The 21,104-nt window shown below is 41.3% G+C and carries 24 protein-coding genes and 1 riboswitch; of the genes, 3 read left to right on the top strand and 21 right to left on the bottom strand.

The window, feature by feature from the left end; translation table 11 throughout:
• Nucleotides 1-35: 35 nt before the first annotated feature.
• From ACRPI0_RS04455 to ACRPI0_RS04445, 3 genes are read right to left on the bottom strand one after another with little or no spacing between them, the layout of a single operon-like run.
• Nucleotides 36-1,040, bottom strand: a complete 1,005-nt coding sequence (locus ACRPI0_RS04455) for a D-alanyl-D-alanine carboxypeptidase family protein (protein ID WP_432355082.1) — start codon at nucleotides 1,038-1,040, stop codon at nucleotides 36-38.
• Complete coding sequence (gene scpB, locus ACRPI0_RS04450; RefSeq protein WP_432355081.1) at nucleotides 1,037-1,648, bottom strand: SMC-Scp complex subunit ScpB; 612 nt, start codon at nucleotides 1,646-1,648, stop codon at nucleotides 1,037-1,039. Before scpB ends, ACRPI0_RS04455 begins: the two co-directional genes overlap by 4 nt.
• Nucleotides 1,641-2,402, bottom strand: a complete 762-nt coding sequence (locus tag ACRPI0_RS04445) for a segregation/condensation protein A (RefSeq protein WP_432355080.1) — start codon at nucleotides 2,400-2,402, stop codon at nucleotides 1,641-1,643. Before ACRPI0_RS04445 ends, scpB begins: the two co-directional genes overlap by 8 nt.
• Before the next feature lie 53 nt (nucleotides 2,403-2,455).
• Between ACRPI0_RS04445 and ACRPI0_RS04440 the strand changes: the two genes are divergently transcribed.
• Nucleotides 2,456-2,968 carry a DUF309 domain-containing protein gene (locus ACRPI0_RS04440; protein ID WP_432355079.1) on the top strand — a complete coding sequence of 171 codons (513 nt, stop codon included), beginning with the start codon at nucleotides 2,456-2,458 and terminating at the stop codon, nucleotides 2,966-2,968.
• On the opposite strand, the gene ACRPI0_RS04435 is transcribed toward ACRPI0_RS04440, so the two are convergent.
• From ACRPI0_RS04435 to ACRPI0_RS04380, 12 genes are all read right to left on the bottom strand, one after another.
• Nucleotides 2,965-3,333, bottom strand: coding sequence for a GNAT family N-acetyltransferase (locus tag ACRPI0_RS04435; protein WP_432355078.1), 369 nt, complete (start codon nucleotides 3,331-3,333; stop codon nucleotides 2,965-2,967). The genes ACRPI0_RS04440 and ACRPI0_RS04435 overlap by 4 nt on opposite strands.
• A gap of 177 nt (nucleotides 3,334-3,510) precedes the next feature.
• Nucleotides 3,511-4,836: a diaminopimelate decarboxylase gene (gene lysA / locus ACRPI0_RS04430; RefSeq protein WP_432355077.1), complete on the bottom strand. Its 1,326-nt coding sequence runs from the start codon at nucleotides 4,834-4,836 to the stop codon at nucleotides 3,511-3,513.
• Between the two features lie 107 nt (nucleotides 4,837-4,943).
• A complete protein-coding gene (locus ACRPI0_RS04425) occupies nucleotides 4,944-6,392 on the bottom strand; it encodes a spore germination protein (RefSeq protein ID WP_432355076.1) in 1,449 nt (482 codons plus the stop codon).
• Nucleotides 6,393-7,184 carry a SigF/SigG family RNA polymerase sporulation sigma factor gene (locus tag ACRPI0_RS04420; RefSeq protein WP_432355075.1) on the bottom strand — a complete coding sequence of 264 codons (792 nt, stop codon included), beginning with the start codon at nucleotides 7,182-7,184 and terminating at the stop codon, nucleotides 6,393-6,395. It abuts the gene before it with no gap.
• Between the two features lie 3 nt (nucleotides 7,185-7,187).
• Nucleotides 7,188-7,634 carry an anti-sigma F factor gene (gene spoIIAB / locus ACRPI0_RS04415; protein WP_432355074.1) on the bottom strand — a complete coding sequence of 149 codons (447 nt, stop codon included), beginning with the start codon at nucleotides 7,632-7,634 and terminating at the stop codon, nucleotides 7,188-7,190.
• Entirely contained in the window at nucleotides 7,624-7,977 is a 354-nt protein-coding gene (locus tag ACRPI0_RS04410; RefSeq protein WP_432355073.1) for an anti-sigma factor antagonist, read from the bottom strand. The genes spoIIAB and ACRPI0_RS04410 overlap by 11 nt, the downstream gene beginning before the upstream one ends.
• 234 nt (nucleotides 7,978-8,211) lie before the next feature.
• Nucleotides 8,212-9,513, bottom strand: a complete 1,302-nt coding sequence (locus tag ACRPI0_RS04405) for a pyrimidine-nucleoside phosphorylase (protein WP_432355072.1) — start codon at nucleotides 9,511-9,513, stop codon at nucleotides 8,212-8,214.
• Between the two features lie 5 nt (nucleotides 9,514-9,518).
• Nucleotides 9,519-10,718, bottom strand: coding sequence for a phosphopentomutase (gene deoB, locus ACRPI0_RS04400; protein ID WP_432355071.1), 1,200 nt, complete (start codon nucleotides 10,716-10,718; stop codon nucleotides 9,519-9,521).
• A gap of 22 nt (nucleotides 10,719-10,740) precedes the next feature.
• Nucleotides 10,741-11,637: a site-specific tyrosine recombinase XerD gene (gene xerD / locus ACRPI0_RS04395; RefSeq protein ID WP_432355070.1), complete on the bottom strand. Its 897-nt coding sequence runs from the start codon at nucleotides 11,635-11,637 to the stop codon at nucleotides 10,741-10,743.
• A 101-nt stretch (nucleotides 11,638-11,738) separates the two neighbouring features.
• Nucleotides 11,739-12,197, bottom strand: a complete 459-nt coding sequence (locus ACRPI0_RS04390; RefSeq protein WP_025784947.1) for a Fur family transcriptional regulator — start codon at nucleotides 12,195-12,197, stop codon at nucleotides 11,739-11,741.
• Between the two features lie 83 nt (nucleotides 12,198-12,280).
• On the bottom strand, nucleotides 12,281-12,796 hold the full coding sequence (locus ACRPI0_RS04385; protein ID WP_432355069.1) for a hypothetical protein: 516 nt from the start codon (nucleotides 12,794-12,796) through the stop codon (nucleotides 12,281-12,283).
• 56 nt (nucleotides 12,797-12,852) lie between these two features.
• Nucleotides 12,853-13,398 carry an NUDIX domain-containing protein gene (locus ACRPI0_RS04380; RefSeq protein WP_432355068.1) on the bottom strand — a complete coding sequence of 182 codons (546 nt, stop codon included), beginning with the start codon at nucleotides 13,396-13,398 and terminating at the stop codon, nucleotides 12,853-12,855.
• 63 nt (nucleotides 13,399-13,461) lie between these two features.
• On the opposite strand from ACRPI0_RS04380, the gene ACRPI0_RS04375 reads away from it, so the two are divergent.
• Nucleotides 13,462-14,364, top strand: coding sequence for an aldo/keto reductase (locus tag ACRPI0_RS04375; protein ID WP_432355067.1), 903 nt, complete (start codon nucleotides 13,462-13,464; stop codon nucleotides 14,362-14,364).
• 53 nt (nucleotides 14,365-14,417) lie between these two features.
• On the opposite strand, the gene ACRPI0_RS04370 is transcribed toward ACRPI0_RS04375, so the two are convergent.
• The 3 genes from ACRPI0_RS04370 to ACRPI0_RS04360 form a co-directional block, all read right to left on the bottom strand.
• Nucleotides 14,418-15,710: a nucleobase:cation symporter-2 family protein gene (locus tag ACRPI0_RS04370; protein ID WP_432355066.1), complete on the bottom strand. Its 1,293-nt coding sequence runs from the start codon at nucleotides 15,708-15,710 to the stop codon at nucleotides 14,418-14,420.
• Nucleotides 15,707-16,291: a xanthine phosphoribosyltransferase gene (locus ACRPI0_RS04365; protein WP_432355065.1), complete on the bottom strand. Its 585-nt coding sequence runs from the start codon at nucleotides 16,289-16,291 to the stop codon at nucleotides 15,707-15,709. The genes ACRPI0_RS04370 and ACRPI0_RS04365 overlap by 4 nt, the downstream gene beginning before the upstream one ends.
• 148 nt (nucleotides 16,292-16,439) lie before the next feature.
• Nucleotides 16,440-16,541: riboswitch (purine riboswitch) on the bottom strand.
• Between the two features lie 70 nt (nucleotides 16,542-16,611).
• Complete coding sequence (locus ACRPI0_RS04360) at nucleotides 16,612-17,730, bottom strand: NAD(P)/FAD-dependent oxidoreductase (protein WP_432355064.1); 1,119 nt, start codon at nucleotides 17,728-17,730, stop codon at nucleotides 16,612-16,614.
• Between the two features lie 203 nt (nucleotides 17,731-17,933).
• Between ACRPI0_RS04360 and ACRPI0_RS04355 the strand changes: the two genes are divergently transcribed.
• Nucleotides 17,934-19,022 (top strand): branched-chain amino acid aminotransferase, encoded by a 1,089-nt coding sequence (locus ACRPI0_RS04355; protein WP_432355882.1) that lies wholly within the window; start codon nucleotides 17,934-17,936, stop codon nucleotides 19,020-19,022.
• A gap of 48 nt (nucleotides 19,023-19,070) precedes the next feature.
• Here the strand turns inward: ACRPI0_RS04355 and ACRPI0_RS04350 are convergent, their stop codons facing one another.
• The 3 genes from ACRPI0_RS04350 to ACRPI0_RS04340 all read right to left on the bottom strand — a co-directional run bounded on the left by ACRPI0_RS04350 (nucleotide 19,071) and on the right by ACRPI0_RS04340 (nucleotide 21,082).
• Nucleotides 19,071-19,592, bottom strand: a complete 522-nt coding sequence (locus ACRPI0_RS04350; protein ID WP_432355063.1) for a YhcN/YlaJ family sporulation lipoprotein — start codon at nucleotides 19,590-19,592, stop codon at nucleotides 19,071-19,073.
• A 68-nt stretch (nucleotides 19,593-19,660) separates the two neighbouring features.
• Nucleotides 19,661-20,770 carry an o-succinylbenzoate synthase gene (menC, locus tag ACRPI0_RS04345; protein WP_432355062.1) on the bottom strand — a complete coding sequence of 370 codons (1,110 nt, stop codon included), beginning with the start codon at nucleotides 20,768-20,770 and terminating at the stop codon, nucleotides 19,661-19,663.
• A gap of 60 nt (nucleotides 20,771-20,830) precedes the next feature.
• On the bottom strand, nucleotides 20,831-21,082 hold the full coding sequence (locus ACRPI0_RS04340) for a YqkE family protein (RefSeq protein ID WP_432355061.1): 252 nt from the start codon (nucleotides 21,080-21,082) through the stop codon (nucleotides 20,831-20,833).
• Nucleotides 21,083-21,104: the final 22 nt, after the last annotated feature.

Genomic DNA, 21,104 nt, shown 5'->3' with positions numbered 1-21,104 from the left:
GAAGGTCTATGAAATTCTCTTAGTAATAATTGATATCAATTTCGTTTCAATTCAACTATTGCTGTCACTAACGGGACACGATCTAGTGACACCGTCCAGTGGCCTATTGACGTTTGCGTTTCGTTACGAGGAATACGCATGACTGAACTTACTTTACTCTTCTCTTCATCATTGAGCAATACTTTTATAGGTTTTACCAATTGTGCTGTGACATCTGGTAATACTGCATAGTCACCTTTTTTTGCGATGGTAACGATTGAATACTCTTTAAAAACTTTAGAAGATAGTGATTTATGAACGTTCCAGTCATTCCCACTATTCAACGTCACGACAATCACTTTCTTCCCATTCTTCTCAAAGTAGGTCGCTAATGTCCTACCTGCTGCTTTAGTAAATCCTGTTTTTCCAGCAACGGCGTCCGTGTCAGACGTTATTAGACGGTGTTTGTTTTCCCAAGTACCTGATTGGTCACCCATTCTCGTGTATTGTTCTGTAGAAGCAATCGTTCTAAACGTCTCATTCTTCATGCTGTGATACAGCATCATTGCTGTATCATAAGCAGTCGACAAGTGCGCTTCATCATGAAGACCTGATGGATTCGTGAAGTGTGTATTTTTCAGTCCGTAAAGGTCAGCTTGCTCGTTCATCAACTGGACAAATCCCTCCTCTGAACCTCCTGCATGTTCTGCAAGAGCTAGTGCAGCATCATTGCCCGAGCGAAGCATTAAGCCATAAAGTAACTCGCTTGTTGAAACTTCACTTCCTGGTTCTAGGTAAACAGATGACCCTTCTGCTGAGGCAGCACGTGGTGAAATAACTGTTTTTTGCTCTTGCACCCCGGATTCAATAAACGTTAACGCTGTCCAAATTTTAGTCAAACTTGCAATGGGTAGCTGCTCGTGAGGGTTTCCACCGTCCAATAATCTCCCATTCTCCGCGTCAATAACGGCCCAAGATGAATTAGCCGCAGCTGTCGCTGCTGGAATCGGAACGAGTATGAGTGAAGCACAAAGCATAAGCACGGTCAGTATTTTTTTCAAACACTATTTCCTCCTTCTTCTTCTTCTTTAGCTTCTAGTATGTCCTGAAACTTGGTTAAGAATAAGTCGGTATCTTCATCATCTTCTGCTTCTAGCAGTAATGGCGGCAAGTCGTCTAGTGAGTTTAACCCAAAACGATCTAGGAAATACGTGGTAGTTGCATAAAGTATCGGACGTCCACTTGCTTCTAAACGTCCTTTCTCCATAATGAATCCTTTAGAGGCAAGCGTTTGAATAGCACGTTCAGACTTCACACCACGTACATCATCGACCTCTACTCTAGTAACAGGCTGCTTGTATGCTATAATCGCTAGTACTTCAAGTGCAGCTTGTGTCATCATTTTAGAAGGTGGATTTTCAAACAAACGCTTCATGTCTTCAGCAAATTCCGCTTTTGTGACTAGCTGAAAGACACCGCTATACTGACGCAAAGTAATACCACTTGTCGGACGTTCTTCATAACTTACTAATAAGCGCTCTAAAGCATCCGTCACTTCGCCTTCTGTCGAAATCGTGAGTGCAGCTAATTGTTTTAACGACAGCCCTTCTTCACCTGCAACGAAAAGAAAACTTTCAATAGTAGCTGTTAGGATGTCGATTTTATTCATATGGTCTTTCCTCCAATTGCATGCGAATCTGTAAACGATCGAAATTCCCATGTTGTTCTACAGTAATATCACTGCGCTTCATTAATTCTAGAATGGATAAAAAAGTGACGATCAATCCGTTGATATCCCCTTCTTCAAACAACTCTTCAAAGTCGCACGTACCACCTTTACGCTCTATTCGACTCATGATCTCATCCATCTTATCACCGACAGAGATTTCATTTTTTGTTATACTAGCTGACATAGGCGCTTTCAGTCTTCTACGTTGAAGCATGCGTTGGAATGCCCCAACTAAGTCAAATATATTCAACTCGTCACCAGTGTCGATGGGAACGACTCCACCATACGCTTCTGCTTCTGCAGGTGGCTTAGTAAAGTGAACAGCACGTTCCTCAGCGGATTCTTTCAGTTGCACAGCAGCTTCTTTGTACCTTTTATATTCAAGGATACGTGCAATCAATTCATCACGCGGGTCATCTTCCATGCCGAATTCATGATCTTCATCATCAAAGACTTCTCCTTCGTGGACAGGGAGTAACATTTTGCTTTTAATTTCTATGAGAGTGGCGGCAAGAACCAAATATTCACTAAGTTCATCCAGTTCGAGCACACGCATAGCATGTAAATGTTCTATGTATTGGTTGGTCAATTGAGCCATTGGGATATCATAAATATCGATTTCTAATCTATTAATTAAGTGCAACAATAGATCAAGTGGACCTTCAAAAGCTTCAAGTTTTACATTATAAGACATTATTTCACCTTCTCTGCTCACAGCAGGTGGACTATTTGAATAGGAGTGAGAGTATGCATCCTTATTATCATCCGCTATTTGTGGAGTTTCTTGTATATTTTAATGGCAATCAAGACTATTTCGAGGGACACGAGGTATTAGAAGAATACTGGAAATCGATTCCTGGATACAACAAGTCTCATCCGTTAACAGCGTACATCTTACTATCGACGGGAATGTACCACTGGAGACGTGGAAATTCACAAGGTGCTTCCAGAACAATTGATAAGGCATTCCTTCGACTCAGCACGCTGGACTCCAAATTCGAGTTGTATAAAAATGAAGTAGATTTCCAACAACTACTAAAAGACATTGATCATGCTCGGAACGAAATAGCATTAGGAAAATCATTTCATGCAATAGAAATTAAGCTACTATCTCCATATTTGTTAGAATTGGTTCAAACTAAGAAAGAACAACTTCTACTGCTTACTTTTGGTAGTGATGATGTTATTCATAAACATATGCTTCGGGATAGAAGTGATATTCTCAAACTTCGCAACGAAAAGAAGAAGAGCGGACGTTAGCGTTCCGCTCTTGTTTCTTCCAGAACGCATTTACTCACAAATGCATCCGTATATTGATTTCCTACAGGGGTTTTGTCAGGAAATTCTTCTTGCAACTTAGTTACCATTTCTTTTCCAATACCTTCTCCTCTAAAAGAAGGATTAATGGATAAGTGTTGGACGATAAAAGAATGGTCTGCAACTTCAGCACCGACAATTCCAATAAGATCTTCTTGTTCTTTCACTAAATACATTTCCCAGTTATCGTCTGTCTCATAACGTGTCATCGTTTCTTGAAGCTGTTTGACTGGCTGATCACCGGAACTGTATGAAAGAAAGCCCATTGCTATTTTGTGATACGATTTCTTGTAACGAACAAGTTTCATAAGTATCCCTTCACTTTCAATATTACTATCTGCTCGATTTTACAGGATTGTCTTTAATTTATCAACTAAGGTCTTAACGCGGATCGATAATCGGCACAACAAAATACCAATAGACCGCTCCCCAAATTAGAGCCAACACAACAATACCTGAAAATAATAGAAGATTACGCTTTTTCATTAAAGTTCCTTCCTCACCTTCTGTTGTAGGGAGAGGTCTAACCGCGCAATGTCTTCATACGTTTCACGACGAATAACTAGCTGATGATGTCCCTCTTCCACAAAAATAACGGCGGGTTTAGGCAATCTATTATAATTCCCTGCCATGGAATACGTATACGCTCCTGTACAAAATAATGCAAGAAGGTCGCCTTCTGTAACGTCTGATAGCTTTGCATCCACGATGAGTTTGTCTCCAGATTCACAACATTTCCCGGCAATTGTTACGGTTTTGTCATAAGGCTTTGTCATATGATTCGCAACAGCAGCAGTATACTTCGCATCGTAAAGAGCGGGACGGATATTGTCGGACATGCCTCCATCGACAGCGATATATGTCCGCACTCCCGGTACTTCTTTCTCGCTACCCACCGTGTAAAGTGTCGTACCAGCATCCCCGACTAGAGAACGTCCTGGTTCTATCCAAATTTCAGGAATTGGATAATTCCAACTCTCCGCTAAAGTCTTTACAACTTTCGCCATTTTTTCTACGTATTCTTCCGGTTCAAGCGGATGATCTTCTTCTGTATATCGAATACCAAATCCGCCACCTAAATTGAGAACGCTACAAACGAAAGAGTGGCTTTCTTTCCAAGCTCTCATCTTACCCATTAAAGCTTCTGCTGCATAGGTGAAAGCGTCTGTCTCAAAAATTTGAGAACCGATATGACAATGAAGTCCTAGTAAGTTTAAATATGGTGCCTCAAAAGCAAGTTCAAACGCTTGGTCCGCTTGCCCGTTTTTCAAATCGAATCCAAACTTGGAGTCTTCTTGTCCCGTCGTTATAAATTCATGTGTATGCGCCTCGACACCTGGCGTTACACGTAGTAATACATTCATTTGTTGTTTTCGAGTGGACGCAATTTCTTTAACCATTGAAAGTTCTAAGAAATTATCGACTACTATACAGCCGATTTCTTCATCAAATGCATAATTTAATTCCATGTAGCTCTTATTATTCCCATGGAAGTGAATGCGCTCTCTTGGGAAATCGGCTTTTGCTGCTGTAAATAACTCCCCACCGGAAACGACATCTAACGATAATCCTTCCTGGGCTGCGAGTTCATAAATAGCAACCGAAGAAAATGCCTTGCTAGCGTAAGCAACTTGAGCTTGTATTCCTACCTTTTTGAAGGTCTCTTGAAAGCCTGCAGCTCGTTTGCGGAATAACGCGGTATCGTACACTACGAGCGGAGTTCCATAGACATGTGCTAAATCGACGGCGTCTGAACCGCCAATAACTAGGTGTCCGTTATCATTTACCGTTTGAGTTCCGTATAAATCCATTGGTTTGCCTCCACTCCATTACTTGTGATTATCATCACTCTGCAGTTAACTACAAAGTGAGTTGTCTACTGACAAATTTATCACAACTCGCTTGGACAGGCAATTGTCTACGGCATACGACTGCGCTTAGGGGAATGCGTAATGTAAGGTCTAGGCATGTCTTCTGTCATTGGTTGACGCAAGATTACGCGAAGCATTGCTTTCGGGAAAAACGGTAGTAACGGCCACAAGTAGGGTACATTAAGAGGTTTCATAGAACTTAAATAGTAAAATAATACAGCTAGTATGATAAAGAACCCTGGTGCCCCTGCAACAGCTGCACCTATCAATAAGGCAATCCTAAATAACTTTGTAGTAATACTCAGTTCATAGGATGGAATGGCAAAAGTTAGGATCGCACTAACCGAAACGTAAAGAACGACTTCAGGAGTAAATAATCCTACATCAATTGCAACTTGTCCAATGACGATTGCTGCGACGAGCCCCATGGCGGTTGTCATCGGAGAAGGCGTATGAATAGCCGCCATTCGCAACACTTCAATTCCTAAATCAGCTAATAATAATTGGACAAATAACGGAACTGCCCCAGGATCATCTGGACCGATATAGTGCAGGAACTCAGGAATATATTGTGATTTTGTAGCAAGTAAATACCAAAAAGGAAGCAACAGAAGACTCAGAAGTGCACCAGCCATCCGAAGCATACGTACAAATGTACCGATTAGTGGCGCCTGTCGATATTCTTCCGCATGCTGTAAATGATCGAAAATTGTGGTCGGCACGAGGATAGCAGAAGGAGATGTGTCAACGACTAGCGCAATATGACCTTCTAGAAGATGGGCTGCACATATGTCTGGTCGTTCTGTATAACGAACAAAAGGCATCGGATTATATCGTTGCTTAAATAGGAATTCCTCCAATGATTTATCGGTCATCGTTAAACCGTCTGTTTCAATTTCATCCATTCTTTTCCTGATTCCATTCAAAATATCTTCATTTACAGCCCCTTTAATATAGGAGATTGCAACATCCGTTTTACCTACTGCAGAAACTTTGTGCATTTCGAAGCGTAATTTAGGCGTTCTCAGTCTTCTACGGATCAAAGTCGTATTTTGAAGGATGTTCTCCGTGAATCCATCGCGTGATCCGCGAATAACTTTTTCATTATCAGGTTCTTCTGGTTGTCTTCCCGGATAACTCCGGATATCGATGAGAAAAGTAAAACCATCTTCTGTTACAAAACCAGCGAGTCCACTTAAGATGGATGTTAAAAATTCTTCTCTACTCTTAGGCTGTTCTACTGCGTGGTATGGAAAGTAAGTAAGCAACTTCTCACCAGAAAGGTGAGAAGTTGCTTGATTTCTATTTGCATTTTGCATTTCTGTTAATAATGTTGTGATCGTTTGTCCATCCACAAGTCCATTGACATATAGTAGCAGCACAGGCATTTCCCATATGTGAAGTTCCTTTGCGACCGCATCAAACGTTTCACCTGTACCGAATTTATCAACAAACCAGGCTTCTGCTTCACTTTTAGATGCAAATAATGGATTCATTTACCGATCAACCCTCGCTTTATCTAATGTCTCTTCTACGTTTGCGCCCATCCAAGTTTTCAGTTGAGCGAGAATCTTCTTTTCTAACCTCGAAACTTGTACTTGGGAAATTCCTATTCGTTCTGCTATATCGCTTTGTGTACAATCCAAGTAATAACGCATATAAATAATCGTTTGATCTCGCTTATTTAATTTCGAGATGACATCTCGCAACGGGATATGATCAAACAACCGCGTCGATCGATCATCTTTCAACTGATCCATTAACGTCAAACTATCTCCATCACTGTCATAGAGTTGTTCATGAAGAGATGCCGGGTCTCGTAATGCATCAGAAGCTAAAATAATGTCATCAATTGTTACTTCCAAAGTTTCTGCGAGCTCCGAGATAGATGGGGACGTACCATGTTCTTTCACATAACTATCTGTTGCATGTCTGATTTTGAAACTGAGTTCACGTATTGACCTGCTCACTTTCACCATTCCATCATCACGTAAAAATCGTTGAATTTCACCGACAATCATCGGAACGGCATAAGTTGAAAACTTGACTTCATAGCTAAGATCGAATTTATCTATTGACTTCATAAGACCAATACAGCCGATTTGAAACAGATCTTCCAAGTCTGCACCACGCGAAGCGAACCTCTGTACAATTGACCAGACGAGACGTGTGTTACCTTCAACCATGCGTCTGCGGGATTCCTTATCGCCAGCTTGGGACTGTTGAATCAGCATGCGCATTTCCTCTTGGGATAGAAGTGCTCCATTTTTTTCAACAGACATTTCCATAGGTCACCTCATTCTGCTTTTTTCCGTGACCGGAGAAAATGTTTTTTCAAACCGAACGACAGTCCCTTGCCCTATTGCAGATTCAACAGATAACTTGTCTGCAAAACTTTCCATAATCGTAAACCCCATACCTGATCGTTCTAATAGTGGTTTTGTAGTAAACATCGGTTCCATGGCCTGATCGACGTCAAAAATACCATTTCCTTCATCCGTTACAGTCATTGATACTTTGCTGTCTTCAATTTTGGCATGGATAGTCACTTCTCGTTTACCATCACAGTCATATCCGTGGATGATAGCATTCGTAACTGCTTCAGATACAATTGTTTTAAATTCTGATAGTTCTTCAATCGTAGGATCCAAAGGTGATATGAAACACGTCATCGTCATTCTAGCCAACGCTTCGTTTTCTTCAATTGCGACAAATGACAATGTCATCTCATTGTTCATGTAAAACCCCTCCGATTTCACCTATAGCTTTTTCTACATTGCAGTGCCTCACCACTGTGCCAAGACCTGAGAATTGAAAAATCTTCTCCATCGTCGCAGATGGGTTCAGTATGAGCGTCTCTCCGTTTTGAGGAGATAGATCGCGCATTCTTCCTAAAATCAGACCGATTCCGGAACTATCCATAAAACCCAGTTGGGTCAAGTCCCAAATGACAGCATGCGCTTTCCCACTAAAGATCTCCGATGAAATTTGTGTTCGAATACGATTAGCCTCATGATTTCCTAATTCTCCGCGTAACGTAACAACAATGATGCCAGTAGATGTGATTGTTATATCTGTCATCGTCAATCCCTCCTTCTCGCCAACTATTCAACAGCAAGAATACAGAACCCTTCTTGTTGACAAAACTAGTCAAAACAAGTGATGAGGTTACACGAACCGACAACCGACAATATATTCAGTCTGTCCAAAAATGACAGTAAGCAGACAATTCATTTGAAAAGAAACAAAAAAGCACCATTCGTGAAATGCACGAATGGTACTTCTTAGATAGTCACCTTTAAAAAATTAGTTGTTTCAATCCATCACTTTGTAAATCAGCTTTGGTCGCTTTACTGAATGCTGCGAGATGTGGATGTGCTTCAAAAGTAAGCTTTCTGTCTTCAAAGTATCCTCTGTATTCGAGTGAATAATAGCGATTGTCTCGCCAGCTTTCACTGAATCTCCAATTTTCTTTGTTAAAACGATTCCTACTGCCAGGTCAATATGGTCTTCTTTTGTCGCGCGTCCAGCACCAAGAAGCATAGCCGCAACGCCGATTTCATCCGCTTCCATTTTTGTTATAAAGCCTGTAGTTGGGGACTTCAATTCGATTTGATAAGCTGCCGTCGGTAACAAGTCTGGATTTTCTACAATAGCCGCATTTCCACCTTGTGCTTCTAGAAATTTGGCGAATAGTTCAAGTGCAGAACCATCTTGAATCACTTTCGTCAACTTTTTACGTGCGTCGTGGGAACTCTTTGCTTTTCCGCCGGCAATAAGCATCTTACTGCCAAGGACTAAGCAAAGCTCTGTTAAATCTTCTGGACCTTCACCCTTTAATGTATCAATAGCTTCTCTAACCTCTAAAGCATTTCCGATAGCATATCCAAGTGGCTGACTCATATCTGAAATGACAGCCATCGTATTACGACCTACTTCTTTGCCAATCGCTACCATTGATTGGGCAAGTGCTTCTGCATCTTCCGTTGTCTTCATGAATGCACCGTCACCTGTCTTCACGTCCAACACAATCGCGTCAGCGCCTGCAGCAATCTTTTTACTCATAATTGAGCTTGCGATGAGCGGAATGCTATCTACGGTCGCTGTAACGTCTCGAAGAGCGTACAGTTTTTTATCGGCCGGTGTTAAATTCCCGCTTTGCCCGATGACAGCTAACTTTAGGTCGTTCACTTGACGTACGAAATCTTCTTCCGTAATTTCCACATGGAATCCTTCAATGGCTTCCAGCTTATCAAGCGTTCCACCGGTATGGCCGAGACCCCGTCCACTCATTTTTGCAACAGGAACACCGCATGCTGCAACAAGAGGCGCCAATATCAGTGTCGTTGTATCCCCAACACCACCTGTGGAATGCTTGTCGACTTTAATACCTTCGATAGCAGACAAATCGATTTGGTCTCCTGAACTTGCCATCGCCATTGTTAAATAGCCTTGTTCTTCTGCATCCATTCCTGAAAAGTAAGTGGCCATCAGGAACGCACTTGCTTGGTAGTCAGGAATCGATCCATCTGTATAACCGTTTACAAAGAATTGGATTTCTTCTTTAGTTAATGTTTCGTCATCTCTTTTTTTCTGAATCACATCGACCATTCTCATTCAAATCACCGAACCTTTTCAATTAATGCATGTAGGAAGCTTTCTCCGAATTTAGGCGCTTTCGCATCAAAGTTCTCAGCAACTGTTGCACCGATATCCGCAAATGTTTTACGTAATGGTAAAGTGCCGCCACTTGTAAAGCTAGGAGAAAATACGAGTAATGGAACAAATTCACGTGTGTGATCCGTTCCTTCATGGATCGGATCATTTCCGTGATCCGCTGTAATAATCAACAAATCATTCGGTTTCAAGTGATTCATGATTTCGGGCATTCTTGCGTCAAATTCTTGCAATGCCTGTCCGTATCCTTCAGGATCACGTCTGTGACCGAACAACGCATCAAAATCGACTAGGTTTGTAAAACTCAATCCTTCAAAATCTGTGTCCATTTCAATTAACAACTTATCAACGCCGTCCATGTTACTTTTCGTGCGAACTGCTTTTGTGACACCTTCGTTGTTAAATATATCCGAAATTTTTCCTACAGCGACGACATCTTTACCACTGTCCTGCAATCCGTTCATAACTGTTGGAGAGAAAGGCTTCAGAGCATAGTCATGACGATTAGTCGTCCGAGCAAAACTTCCTGGTTCCCCAACGAATGGACGTGCAATAACGCGTCCTACAAGAAATTCCGGATCCAATGTAAGTTCGCGTGCAATCTCACAAATCCTATACTGCTCTTCGATTGGAATAATATCTTCGTGTGCAGCAATCTGAAGAACTGGATCCGCTGAAGTATAGACTATCAATGCACCTGTTTCCATATGTTCTTTTCCGAAATCTTCAATGACAGCCGTGCCACTAGCCGGTTGGTTACAGATTACTTTCCGACCAGTCCGCTTTTCCAATTCCGCAATCAGTTCTTCTGGGAACCCGTTTGGATACACTTTGAATGGCTTATCAATGTTAAGCCCCATCATTTCCCAATGACCTGTCATCGTATCTTTCCCTACGGATGCTTCTTGCATCTTGCCGTAAAGGGCAAGCGGTGATTGTTCCTCAGGAATACCTGCTATTTTTTTAATATTAGACAAGCCCATACGAGCTAGGTTCGGCATATGCAATCCGTTTTCCATGTGCTCTCCGATATGGCCAAGCGTATCAGCACCTTCGTCACCAAACAAATGAGCGTCTGGCGCTTCACCGATCCCAACGGAATCGAGAACGATGAGATGAATTCTTTTAAATGGTTGATTAGACATAAAATTACCTCCTAATTATTCTTTACGCTCTTGGATGAAACTGACTATATACATCTTTCAAACGGGTTCTACTAACATGGGTATAAATTTGAGTCGTTGATATATCAGCGTGACCAAGCATTTCTTGAACAGCTCGTAAATCCGCACCATTCTCAACAAGATGTGTCGCGAACGAGTGTCGCAACATGTGCGGCGTTAGCTTTTGACTAAGTTTTGCTCTTTGCGAAATTTCCTGCAAGAGGCCCCATATACTTTGCCGGGTCAGCCGCCCACCTCTAACATTTAAAAAGAGTGCATCTTTACTTGGACCTGAGGTTTCAAATGCAGGACGTACTTCTTCTATATAGATTGTACACGCTTTCACCGCAGTATTCCCTAGAGGAACAATTCGTTCCTTACTCCCTTTACCAAAAACACGAACAAATCCCATTGTTAAATTGATGTCTTCTACATTCATTCCTATTAGTTCACTTACCCTCATCCCGGTGCCGTATAACAATTCAAGTATAGCTGTATCTCTCACTTGTTGAAGTGTTGTAGTGCCAATTGATTGAATAAGCTTGTCGATTTCAGTAACCGATAACACTCGTGGCAACTTCTTATCTAACTTCGGAAGTTCTAGATGAACGGTTGGATCTGTGTCTGTTACTTTATCCCTTAACATAAACTGATGGAAAGAACGAATGGACGAAATATGTCTCGATATGGTCCTTGAAGACTTACCCTGTTCTTTCAACTCACGTAAATGTGCTGTGATTTGTTGTTTTTCTATTTTTTCAGAGGCTTTCAAATTAGTGGATATCCAATTTGTATACGCTACCAAGTCGCGTTTGTATGAAGAAATTGTATTATCCGCTAGCTGTCGTTCAACTTTCAAAAAGTGCAAGTAATCTTGCAGTGCGAATTGTAAGTCTACCATCGATGCGGATGTCTAAGCGTCGCAGCATCGTGCTGCAGCAGACTCCTTCCCTCCTTTTCAAACAAAAACGTTAAAAGAGGACAGCATGCTGCCGCCCTCTTTCACTTCCCCTTTGTATCCCCTTCAGATTTGCAACGTTTGCAAATCCCGTGAAAGGTCAACCAATGATCTTTCACTGTAAATCCAAATCGTTTTTCAACGACTTTTTCTACCTCACCGAGAAGATCTTCTTGAATTTCATCGACCGCTCCGCATTCAATACATATTAGATGATGGTGGAACCTTGCCGCTCCTTCTTTACGTAAATCGTAGCGCGCAACTCCATCTCCAAAATTAATTTTGTTTACGACTTTCAATTCAGTTAACAATTCTAGTGTTCTATAAACAGTAGCTAGCCCAATTTCTGGGGCTTTTTCTTTGACGAGCAGAAAGACATCTTCTGCACTCAAATGGTCTGCTTCGTTTTCTAAGAGCACCATGACTGTAGCTTCTCGTTGAGGCGTCAATTTATAGCTGGCCCCGTGCAATTGTTTTTTTATGCGTTCAATTCGGCTTTCCATAGGACGCCCCCCTCAAGAATGATTCTATTATAGCAAACCGCTATTCGTTATGACAATAGAAAGGAAACCGCCCTGTCGCACTTTTAGCCTGCTAAGAGACTGTATACAACCTTATCCACAACGAAAACTACGAGACTAGCGCCAAAAAGCATAAGTGGTCCTTTAAAATGCATCTGTCGCTTAGACGGTCTACGAGTGAAGAATGGTGGAGAGATCGTCCAGCAAAATAACAATACAAGAAATGTAGCTACTAGATGAAAAGGGAACCACCACCCTGCATAGACTAACATATTAACTTCAAGAGCAAGAATGTGTGCAGATGCCAGCCCAAACAAGACACTCTTGAACGCACCAACAAGCATCACTAGATATCTGGTTTTCTTAAACATCGCAAGTACCGCTGCAAGTACAAAGAAAGACACAACTGTTGTCAGTTCAATGATAAGCGAAGTAGAATCATTCGTAGCAGCACGACCGTCGTAAAAGCGGACAATCATAGGGAAATCTGCACCAGGAATGACGCGATACAGCAAAACGCCTCCTATGTAGCCTACTGCTAGAACTACAAATAAGTGCAACATTGATAATGAACGAACCATAGACAAGCACCTCCGAATAGTTTGTACTACCCTATGCTCGTCCGGTAGAAATTAGTTCATTTTTTCAAGAGTTCCTTACTATATAACAAGGCAAATGCAGTTTTTGCGTCAAAAATCCGACCGTCTTTCATCATTTCTTCCGCTTCGTTTATAGAGCATTCGAGCACGTTAATAAACTCATCTTCATCTCCAGCTGCCGGGTTTTCGACTTTCACTAAGGATTGCGCTAAATACAAATGAATGACTTCATCTGCAAATCCCGGAGACGTAGCAAACGACTGAATATACGAAAACTCTTTTGCAAAGTATCCCGTCTCTTCTTCCAATTCTCGAATTGCAGTTTTTTCTGGAGCTTCTCCAGGCTCTATTTTACCTGCAGGTATTTCAATTAATGTCCGCTCTAAGGATTTTCTGAATTGTTCTACTAAAACGATTTTACTATCGTTAGTGATTGCAAGTACCGCCACCGCTCCTGGATGCGTTACAAGCTCGCGTTTTGAACGCTTACCGTCTGGCAGTTCAACTTCATCTATTCGTACATCAATCATTTTACCACTATATATCGTTTCACTTGAAATTGTTTTTTCATTAAGATTTTTCATAGACATCTCTCGCTTTCTTTCTTGTTTAGACCAGTATACCATGAGGTTAACGGAGGTGTTTGGATGAAGAAGCGAGAACTCGGAACAAGTGGAATGCTAATATCGGAACTTGGACTCGGGTGTATGTCCTTGCCTAAGGATCGCCATGAGGTCGTTGAAGTAGTAGCTACCGCGCTCGACTCAGGTATTACATTCTTTGATACGGCGGACTTGTATGAAAACGGTGCAAATGAAGAATTAGTTGGACATGCTATCAAAAACCATAGGAAAGATATCATCCTAGCAACAAAAGTCGGCAATGAAATGAATCCAGATGGAAAGACATGGCACTGGAATGCTTCTAAGCAACATATCACAGAGGGTGTCAAAGCTAGCCTCAGTCGATTAGGGACCGATTATATTGATTTGTATCAACTTCATGGAGGTACAATGGAAGACAACGTAGATGAGGTCATAGAGGCGTTTGACCAGTTGAAACGTGAAGGTATTATCCGTGAATATGGAATCTCCTCCATACGACCAAATGTTATTCAACGATTTTTGTCTAAAAGTGCTGCTGTATCTGTAATGATGCAGTATAACATGCTCGATCGACGTCCAGAAGAGTGGTTCCCACTACTTGAAAGTAATGGAGCTTCTATTGTTGCACGAGGAACTCTTGCAAAAGGTCTATTGACTGCTGAAGGTAAAGAACGAGTCAACAAACTGGACTCGTTCGTAGCGGTAGAACAACCTGAACTCGGAGATATCATCAAAAAGCTAACATCTAGTTCCACAAATCTTCATGCCGCTGCTATACAGTTTGCCCTGCGTAATGATCGGATTGTGACCACATTAGTAGGCGCACGTACGCGGGAACAGTTGACCGACTCTCTACATGCGTATGAAATAGGGTATGAAGGGCTACAATTAGACGAACTAATTAAGCTTCTACCTTTACACAACTATGAGCAGCATAGAATCTAACCTTCTATAACACAAAAAAAGAGTGGAGAGCAATGAATGCTCTCCACTCTTTTTTATGCTTCTTGCTCTTTGAGAACTACTGCTTTTTTGCTCTTACGTTTCGGTATCATGTTAAATATGATATTGAGTGTAATCGCTGTAATACTTCCTGCAACAATTCCGTTGCTAGTCAATAATTGAATGCCTTTAGGCAACTGCGCGAATAATTCAGGAACCACAGATACACCTAGCCCGATACCAACAGAACAAGCGACGATCATAGCGTTGTCTTGTGACTTCACAACAACTGTGCTCAACATTTTAATTCCTTGAGAAACAACCATTCCGAACATCGCAACCATTGCTCCACCAAGCACAGCATTCGGAATAACCGTTGCAAGTGCAGCAACTTTTGGCATGAATCCAAGACCAATTAGCATTCCCGCTGTAATTACTAACACTTTTCTAGATTTAACACCCGACATTTGGATAAGTCCAACATTTTGAGAAAACGTTGTATAAGGAAATGCATTAAAGATTCCTCCAAGAACCGATGCAAGTCCTTCGGCACGATATCCTTTTTCGAGATCTTTAGATTTAATTTCTTTTTCACAAATGTCACCAAGTGCGAAATACACACCTGTTGACTCTACAAGTGAAACCATCGCAACGATCGTCATTGTTAAAATCGGCTGCCAGTGGAACGATGGAGTTGCAATGAAGAACGGTTGTGCAATGTGGAAAATAGATGCTTCTCCTACTGCCGTGAAGTCAACAACTCCCATTAAGATAGCTGCAAGAGTTCCAGCTCCCATACCTATTAAAATGGCAATCGCCCGTAAAAACCCCGTAGAAAATCGGTATACAAGAATGATGAATGCAAGTGTTCCAAATGACAAGAGAATATTCGTTATTGATCCGAAATCTGCAGCCCCTTGTCCGCCACCCATGTTATTAATAGCTACAGGTATTAGGGTAATCCCAATAATTGTTACAACTGAACCTGTCACAACTGGAGGGAAAAACCTTACCAATTTCCCGAAAAACCCACTGATTAATACAATAATTAATCCTGAAGCTATGACTGAACCATATATTGCCGATAATCCAAACGAAGTTCCGATTGCAATCATTGGTCCAACAGCTGTAAACGTACAACCAAGCACAACAGGAAGTCCAATTCCAAAATATCTGTTTGTCATGATTTGTAGAAGTGTTGCGACACCACACATTAATATATCGACAGAAACAAGATATGTGAGCTGTTGAGATGTCAGACCAATGGCTCCGCCTACAATAAGTGGAACAAGAACTGCGCCTGCATACATAGCTAAAAGATGTTGGATTCCTAGAAGTGTCGTTTTCATTGTTCGACAGCCTCCCGGAAGGTGATTTGCTGGTTTTCAAGTGATTTAATAATCGCGAGTGATTCTACACGGAGTCCTTTTTCACGCAACATCGCCCCACCTGGTTGGAAACCTTTTTCGATGACAATACCAATACCCGCCGTTGATGCACCCGCTTGTTCTGCAATTTCCAACAAGCCGAGTACAGCCTGTCCATTTGCAAGAAAGTCGTCAATAATTAGCAAAGTGTCATTCTCGCATAGGTGTGCTTCAGAAACTGAGATTTCATTGGATTCCTGTTTTGTATAAGAATAGACAGATGCGCTATATAGATTACTGTTTTGCGTCAATGATTTACGCTTACGCGCGAACACCACTGGAACTTTAAGCTGAAGAGCAGCCATTACTGAAGGTGCAATTCCTGATGACTCTAGTGTCAAAATCTTTGTTATACCTGCATTCGCAAACATACGTGCAAATTCATTCCCTACAGCTTGCATCAATTCTGCATCTATCTGATGATTTAAGAAGGAATCGACTTTCAAAACATCTCCAGGTAATACGTTTCCTTCTTCCATAATCTTGTCTTTTAACAGTTGCATCGCAATTCCTCCTCAATGATATGGCGGACATACGAAAAAGCCGCATGACCCGCGCATCCAAACATATCTATGAGTGGAGCAAAGGTCATCACGGCTTAAAATCTACCAGATGCAAACTAGGGGAAATCAATCATCTCTCGATAGATATCCTCAAGTCAGTTGCCCTCATAGTCAGTTTGTTTACGGCAAACCGGTAGAAACTTGCGGACCATATCTCCGCTATTATATGAGTGAATGTATTCAATTTTGACTTCAGTATAGCATGCTCTAAGCAGAAAATAAACCATATTGTGAAACCACGAAAATGTAAGCGGATTCTTTTAGAGCGGTTCGATTGCTTGATCTACAGAATATGGACTTAAATCGATTTCTACCTGCTCACCATTCACAAGTTGCGCAAGTAATTTCCCTAGATATGGACCCGCAGTGAGTCCAGATGCCCCTAACCCATTCGCTACAAATATATGTTCATATGCAGCCACTGGACCAATAATTGGCAGAAAACCAGGAGTGAACGGCCGTATTCCTGTTCTCACTTCCAATAATTCGGCTTCCGATAAACCAGGAGCAACATGAATTGCCTTCGTCAAAATTTCTTGCACACCGCCTACTGTCACTGTAGGTGAAAAAACGTTTTCGTCTTCGTGGGTCGCACCAGCAATCACTCGGCCGTCATCTAGAGACAGCAAATATTGGTCCCCTGGAGGGATAACGACTGGCCAATTCGAACTTTGAACATCGTTTGGATTCATATGTACGATTTGAGCTTTTTGACCTCTAACTTTAAGGCGGATATTTAATGATTCTAACTGTGGTGCCCATGCACCTGTTGTTAGAATAATTTTATCGGCTTCAGTTATCTGTTCATCGCAAACCACTTGAATAGTTCCATCTGCAGTTTTATCAAGAGATGCGCTACCTTTTTTAAAAATAGCACCGTATTGTTTAGCACAGCGAATTAACGCTTGTTGGAGCTGTCTTCCATCTACTCGTGCAGCTCCGGATATGTATATCGATTGAAATCCCTCAGCAATCAGAGGATAATAATGCTTAGTTTGAGCTTCAGATAATTTCTTTATAGAACCGATTTCAGGAGCTTGCTCTCTTCTTAAATGCGCGCGATCGTAAGCTTTTTCAAGTTTAGTGGTTTCAGAATACAAACTGATTGCACCTACTTTACGATAACCCGTTTCAGTTTCACCTAGCGATTCCAGCTCTTGTATAAGTGTTCCATAATGTTTTGCACCATTTCGCACAAGTTGATACCAATCTTGATTTCTTCGCTGCGATAACCAAGGACAAATGATACCCGCTGCTGCTTTTGTCGCACTTCCAGTGTCATTACGATCAATCACAATAACTGAAGCTCCGCGTTTTGCTAATTCGTACGCTGTTGACGCGCCCAAAATGCCGGATCCGATAATGATAATTTTTTCCACGTTCGGTTCCCCTCCTTCTTTACTTGAACAGTGTACAACTGTCAGGACAATTGCTCAAACTATCTATACTGTAATCGGTTTCAATTTTGTAATAAAAATAAAATACAAACTATTCTTTCATTTATCAAAGAATGGAGTATAATGGCAGTATTCGATATATCAATTGCAAGTGACTTTTATTTGAAAAGGGGAAATAAGCCATGATGACATCCAAGATTACTATCAACCTAACAGATTCCCGTAAAGTGAAGCCTAAAGAAGAGAGTCTAGCTTTCGGAAGACATTTCACGGATCACATGTTTATCACAGATTATGTAAAAGGAATCGGCTGGCAAAATTCTCGAATCGTTCCGTATGCACCTATTACACTCGATCCGGCTGCAATCGTGTTCCATTACGGACAGACCGTGTTTGAGGGACTCAAAGCCTATCGTGCAAAAGATAATTCAATCCGGTTATTCCGACCAGAGGAAAACTTTAAGCGTTTGAATCGCTCTTTAGATAGACTCTGTATGCCTCAAATAGACGAAATCGATGCTCTTGAGAGCCTTCTTGAATTATTGAAAGTTGAACAAGATTGGGTTCCCACACTTGAAGGTACATCACTTTATATTCGCCCATTCGTCATTGCGACAGAAGCCTTTTTAGGCGTTGCACCAGCAACCACATACCAATTTTATATCATCCTATCACCTGTAGGTTCCTACTATGAAGAAGGAATTCATCCTATTAAAATCCTAGTGGAAAACGAATTTGTCCGCGCGGTAAAAGGCGGTACGGGCAGCGCAAAAACGGCAGGAAATTATGCTTCAGCGTTGAAAGCACAAGAAACGGCAAGCGCTCAAGGATATTCTCAAGTGATGTGGCTGGATGGAATCGAACGAAAGTATATCGAAGAAGTAGGAAGTATGAATATTTTCTTTAAAATCGATGGAGAAGTCATCACACCTGAAATCAATGGCAGTATTTTAGAAGGGATTACACGTAAATCCATTATTGAATTACTTGCTCATTGGGGAACACCCGTCACTGAACGCAAAGTTTCTATGGAAGAACTTGCACTAGCTCATGCTTCTGGGAAACTTGAAGAAGTATTTGGAACAGGTACAGCCGCTGTTATATCACCGGTTGGTGAACTGAATTGGAACGGAACAATCATGAACGTAAACGAAGGTATAACGGGTGAGCTTTCTAAGAAATTGTATGACACGCTAACAAAAATTCAGTTGGGGGATGAAACGGATTCCCTCAATTGGGTTACTGAACTTTCTTCGTCTTATGTAAATATGTAATAATGAAAAGAACCCGACACATTCATTGTCGGGTTCTTTTTTATTTACTTAATGTGCATCAGGGAACATTCGCTTCATGGCATCTCCAATTTCAGCGAATAGTCCTTCTACAGGCTTGCCAGTACGAATTTTTTCACTATAATCATCAATTTGTTTTGCAGAATCAGGATTTGTGGAAACGTAAACCTTGTCTGTGTCAGTCCCAGCCTCTTTAGCCTTATCTGCAATCTTAGTATCTAATTCCTTAGTGGAGTCTGTTCCCTCTTTAAGCGTCACACCCACATATGCACTGTTGTTCATCTTGAGAACATTTGCATGATCTACTTCTTCAAGGCTTGCGACAGCATCAGCAATTTCGTCTGCGTTTTCTACCGTTTGGTCACCTGCTACGTTTTCATCGCCTGCTACATTTTCGTCCTTTGTTCCATCCATGTCAGTAGTTGTGTCACTTTCATTCTCAACAACTCCGGTATCCTTCGTTTGATCTGATACATCTTTATCTTTCTTACCACAAGCCGCTAACGAAAATATTAATAAGCATGCTGCAAACATCATCCATATTTTTTTCATTTTCTCTCTCCTCCATAACTATTTGTATTTAGTATGGACAGAAAGTTGAAAAGTATGTGTAGAACTTTTTAAAGTCGTATTTGCTTACGCTCAATCGTATGTCGATCCAGTTCTTTCAGATCTACTTCGTAACCTATTCCAACTGACTGAGGAACCATTATCGTACCGTCTGTGACAAAAACTTCTGGTGTTATAATGTCCCTTTGCCAATACGACGAAGAGCCTGCTGTATCTCCTGGTAACGTGAAATTAGGTAATGTCGTCAGGGCTATGTTATGGGCTCTTCCAATACCAGCTTCTAACATTCCGCCACACCAAACAGGAACTCCAGCTTTTTGACACACATCATGAATTCTTTTCGCTTCCGTCAATCCACCCACTCGACCTATTTTCACGTTGATTACACCGCAACTTCCCAGTTGAATGGCCTTCCGTGCATCTTCAGCTGAAAGAATACTTTCGTCCAGACATATGGGTGTTCGAATTTTTTTTTGAAGTGTTGCATGGTCAACAATGTCATCGGCAGCAAGAGGTTGTTCGATCATCATTAAGTCAAATTGATCCAACCTTTTCAATAAATCGATGTCTTTTAGCGTATAAGCTGAATTGGCATCCGCCATAAGTGGGATGGTTGGAAACCGTTCTCGAATTTGAGATAAGAGCGACAAGTCATTCCCTGGTTTAATTTTAACTTTAATGCGTTTGTACCCCGTCGTTAAACTTTGGTCAATTCGTTCAGCTAATACATCAAAGTCTTGTTGTAACCCAATGCTAATTCCGACGTCAATGCTTTCTTTTTCACCGCCGAGTGCTTGAGTGAGTGTGATTCCACGACGCTTGGCCCAACAATCCCAAACTGCACATTCAATTGCTGCTTTTGCCATATTATTTTTCCGAATAGAGCTGAAAATTTTGCTGACGTCATCGGGATGTTCGATTGTCTGTCCTTTTAGGAGTGGGATTAAGAAGTCAACGAGGATGTGCATGGATGTCTCGGTAGTCTCTTCTGTATACCAAGGAATTGAAAAGGCTACTCCTTCTCCCCATCCTCGATTGCCTAGGTCATCGATCACTTCAATGAGAATGAATTTCCTGTTTTGCATCGTCCCGAAACTAGTTGAAAAAGGCTGTTTCATCATCATTTCCAATTTCCTAATGAATACTTCTTGAATAATCATTTACTCTTTCCTTTCAACATCTACAAAACCGCATGTGAGCATCACATGCGGTTCTGTTAATTAGTATTTTTTTGTTTTCCCATCATATTCGTCCAATAGTTCTGCAAAGCTCTTGTTTGCTTCTTTTTCTCGCTTTTCTCTAATTACTTGTTCTTTTCGAGCCACTTCAGCCTGGTTTTCTACTTCCCATAGTTCTGCCTTTGCTTGTTTCAGTTTAGAGAGAATGTTTTCTCCTAAAGAATCTGCAAGTCGTAAAGAACCATCATCTTTAACTATAGTTTCAGGTCGTTGCTGATTTCTTTTTTTTGCCATGATTTGTTCTCCTCTTTTCTCA

The organism is Sporosarcina sp. A2, from assembly GCF_050858885.1.
In the GTDB taxonomy this organism is placed as follows: Bacteria; Bacillota; Bacilli; order Bacillales_A; family Planococcaceae; genus Sporosarcina.
The sequence above is the reverse complement of the archived record's forward strand: the minus strand, read 5'-3'. Positions and strand labels throughout refer to the sequence as shown.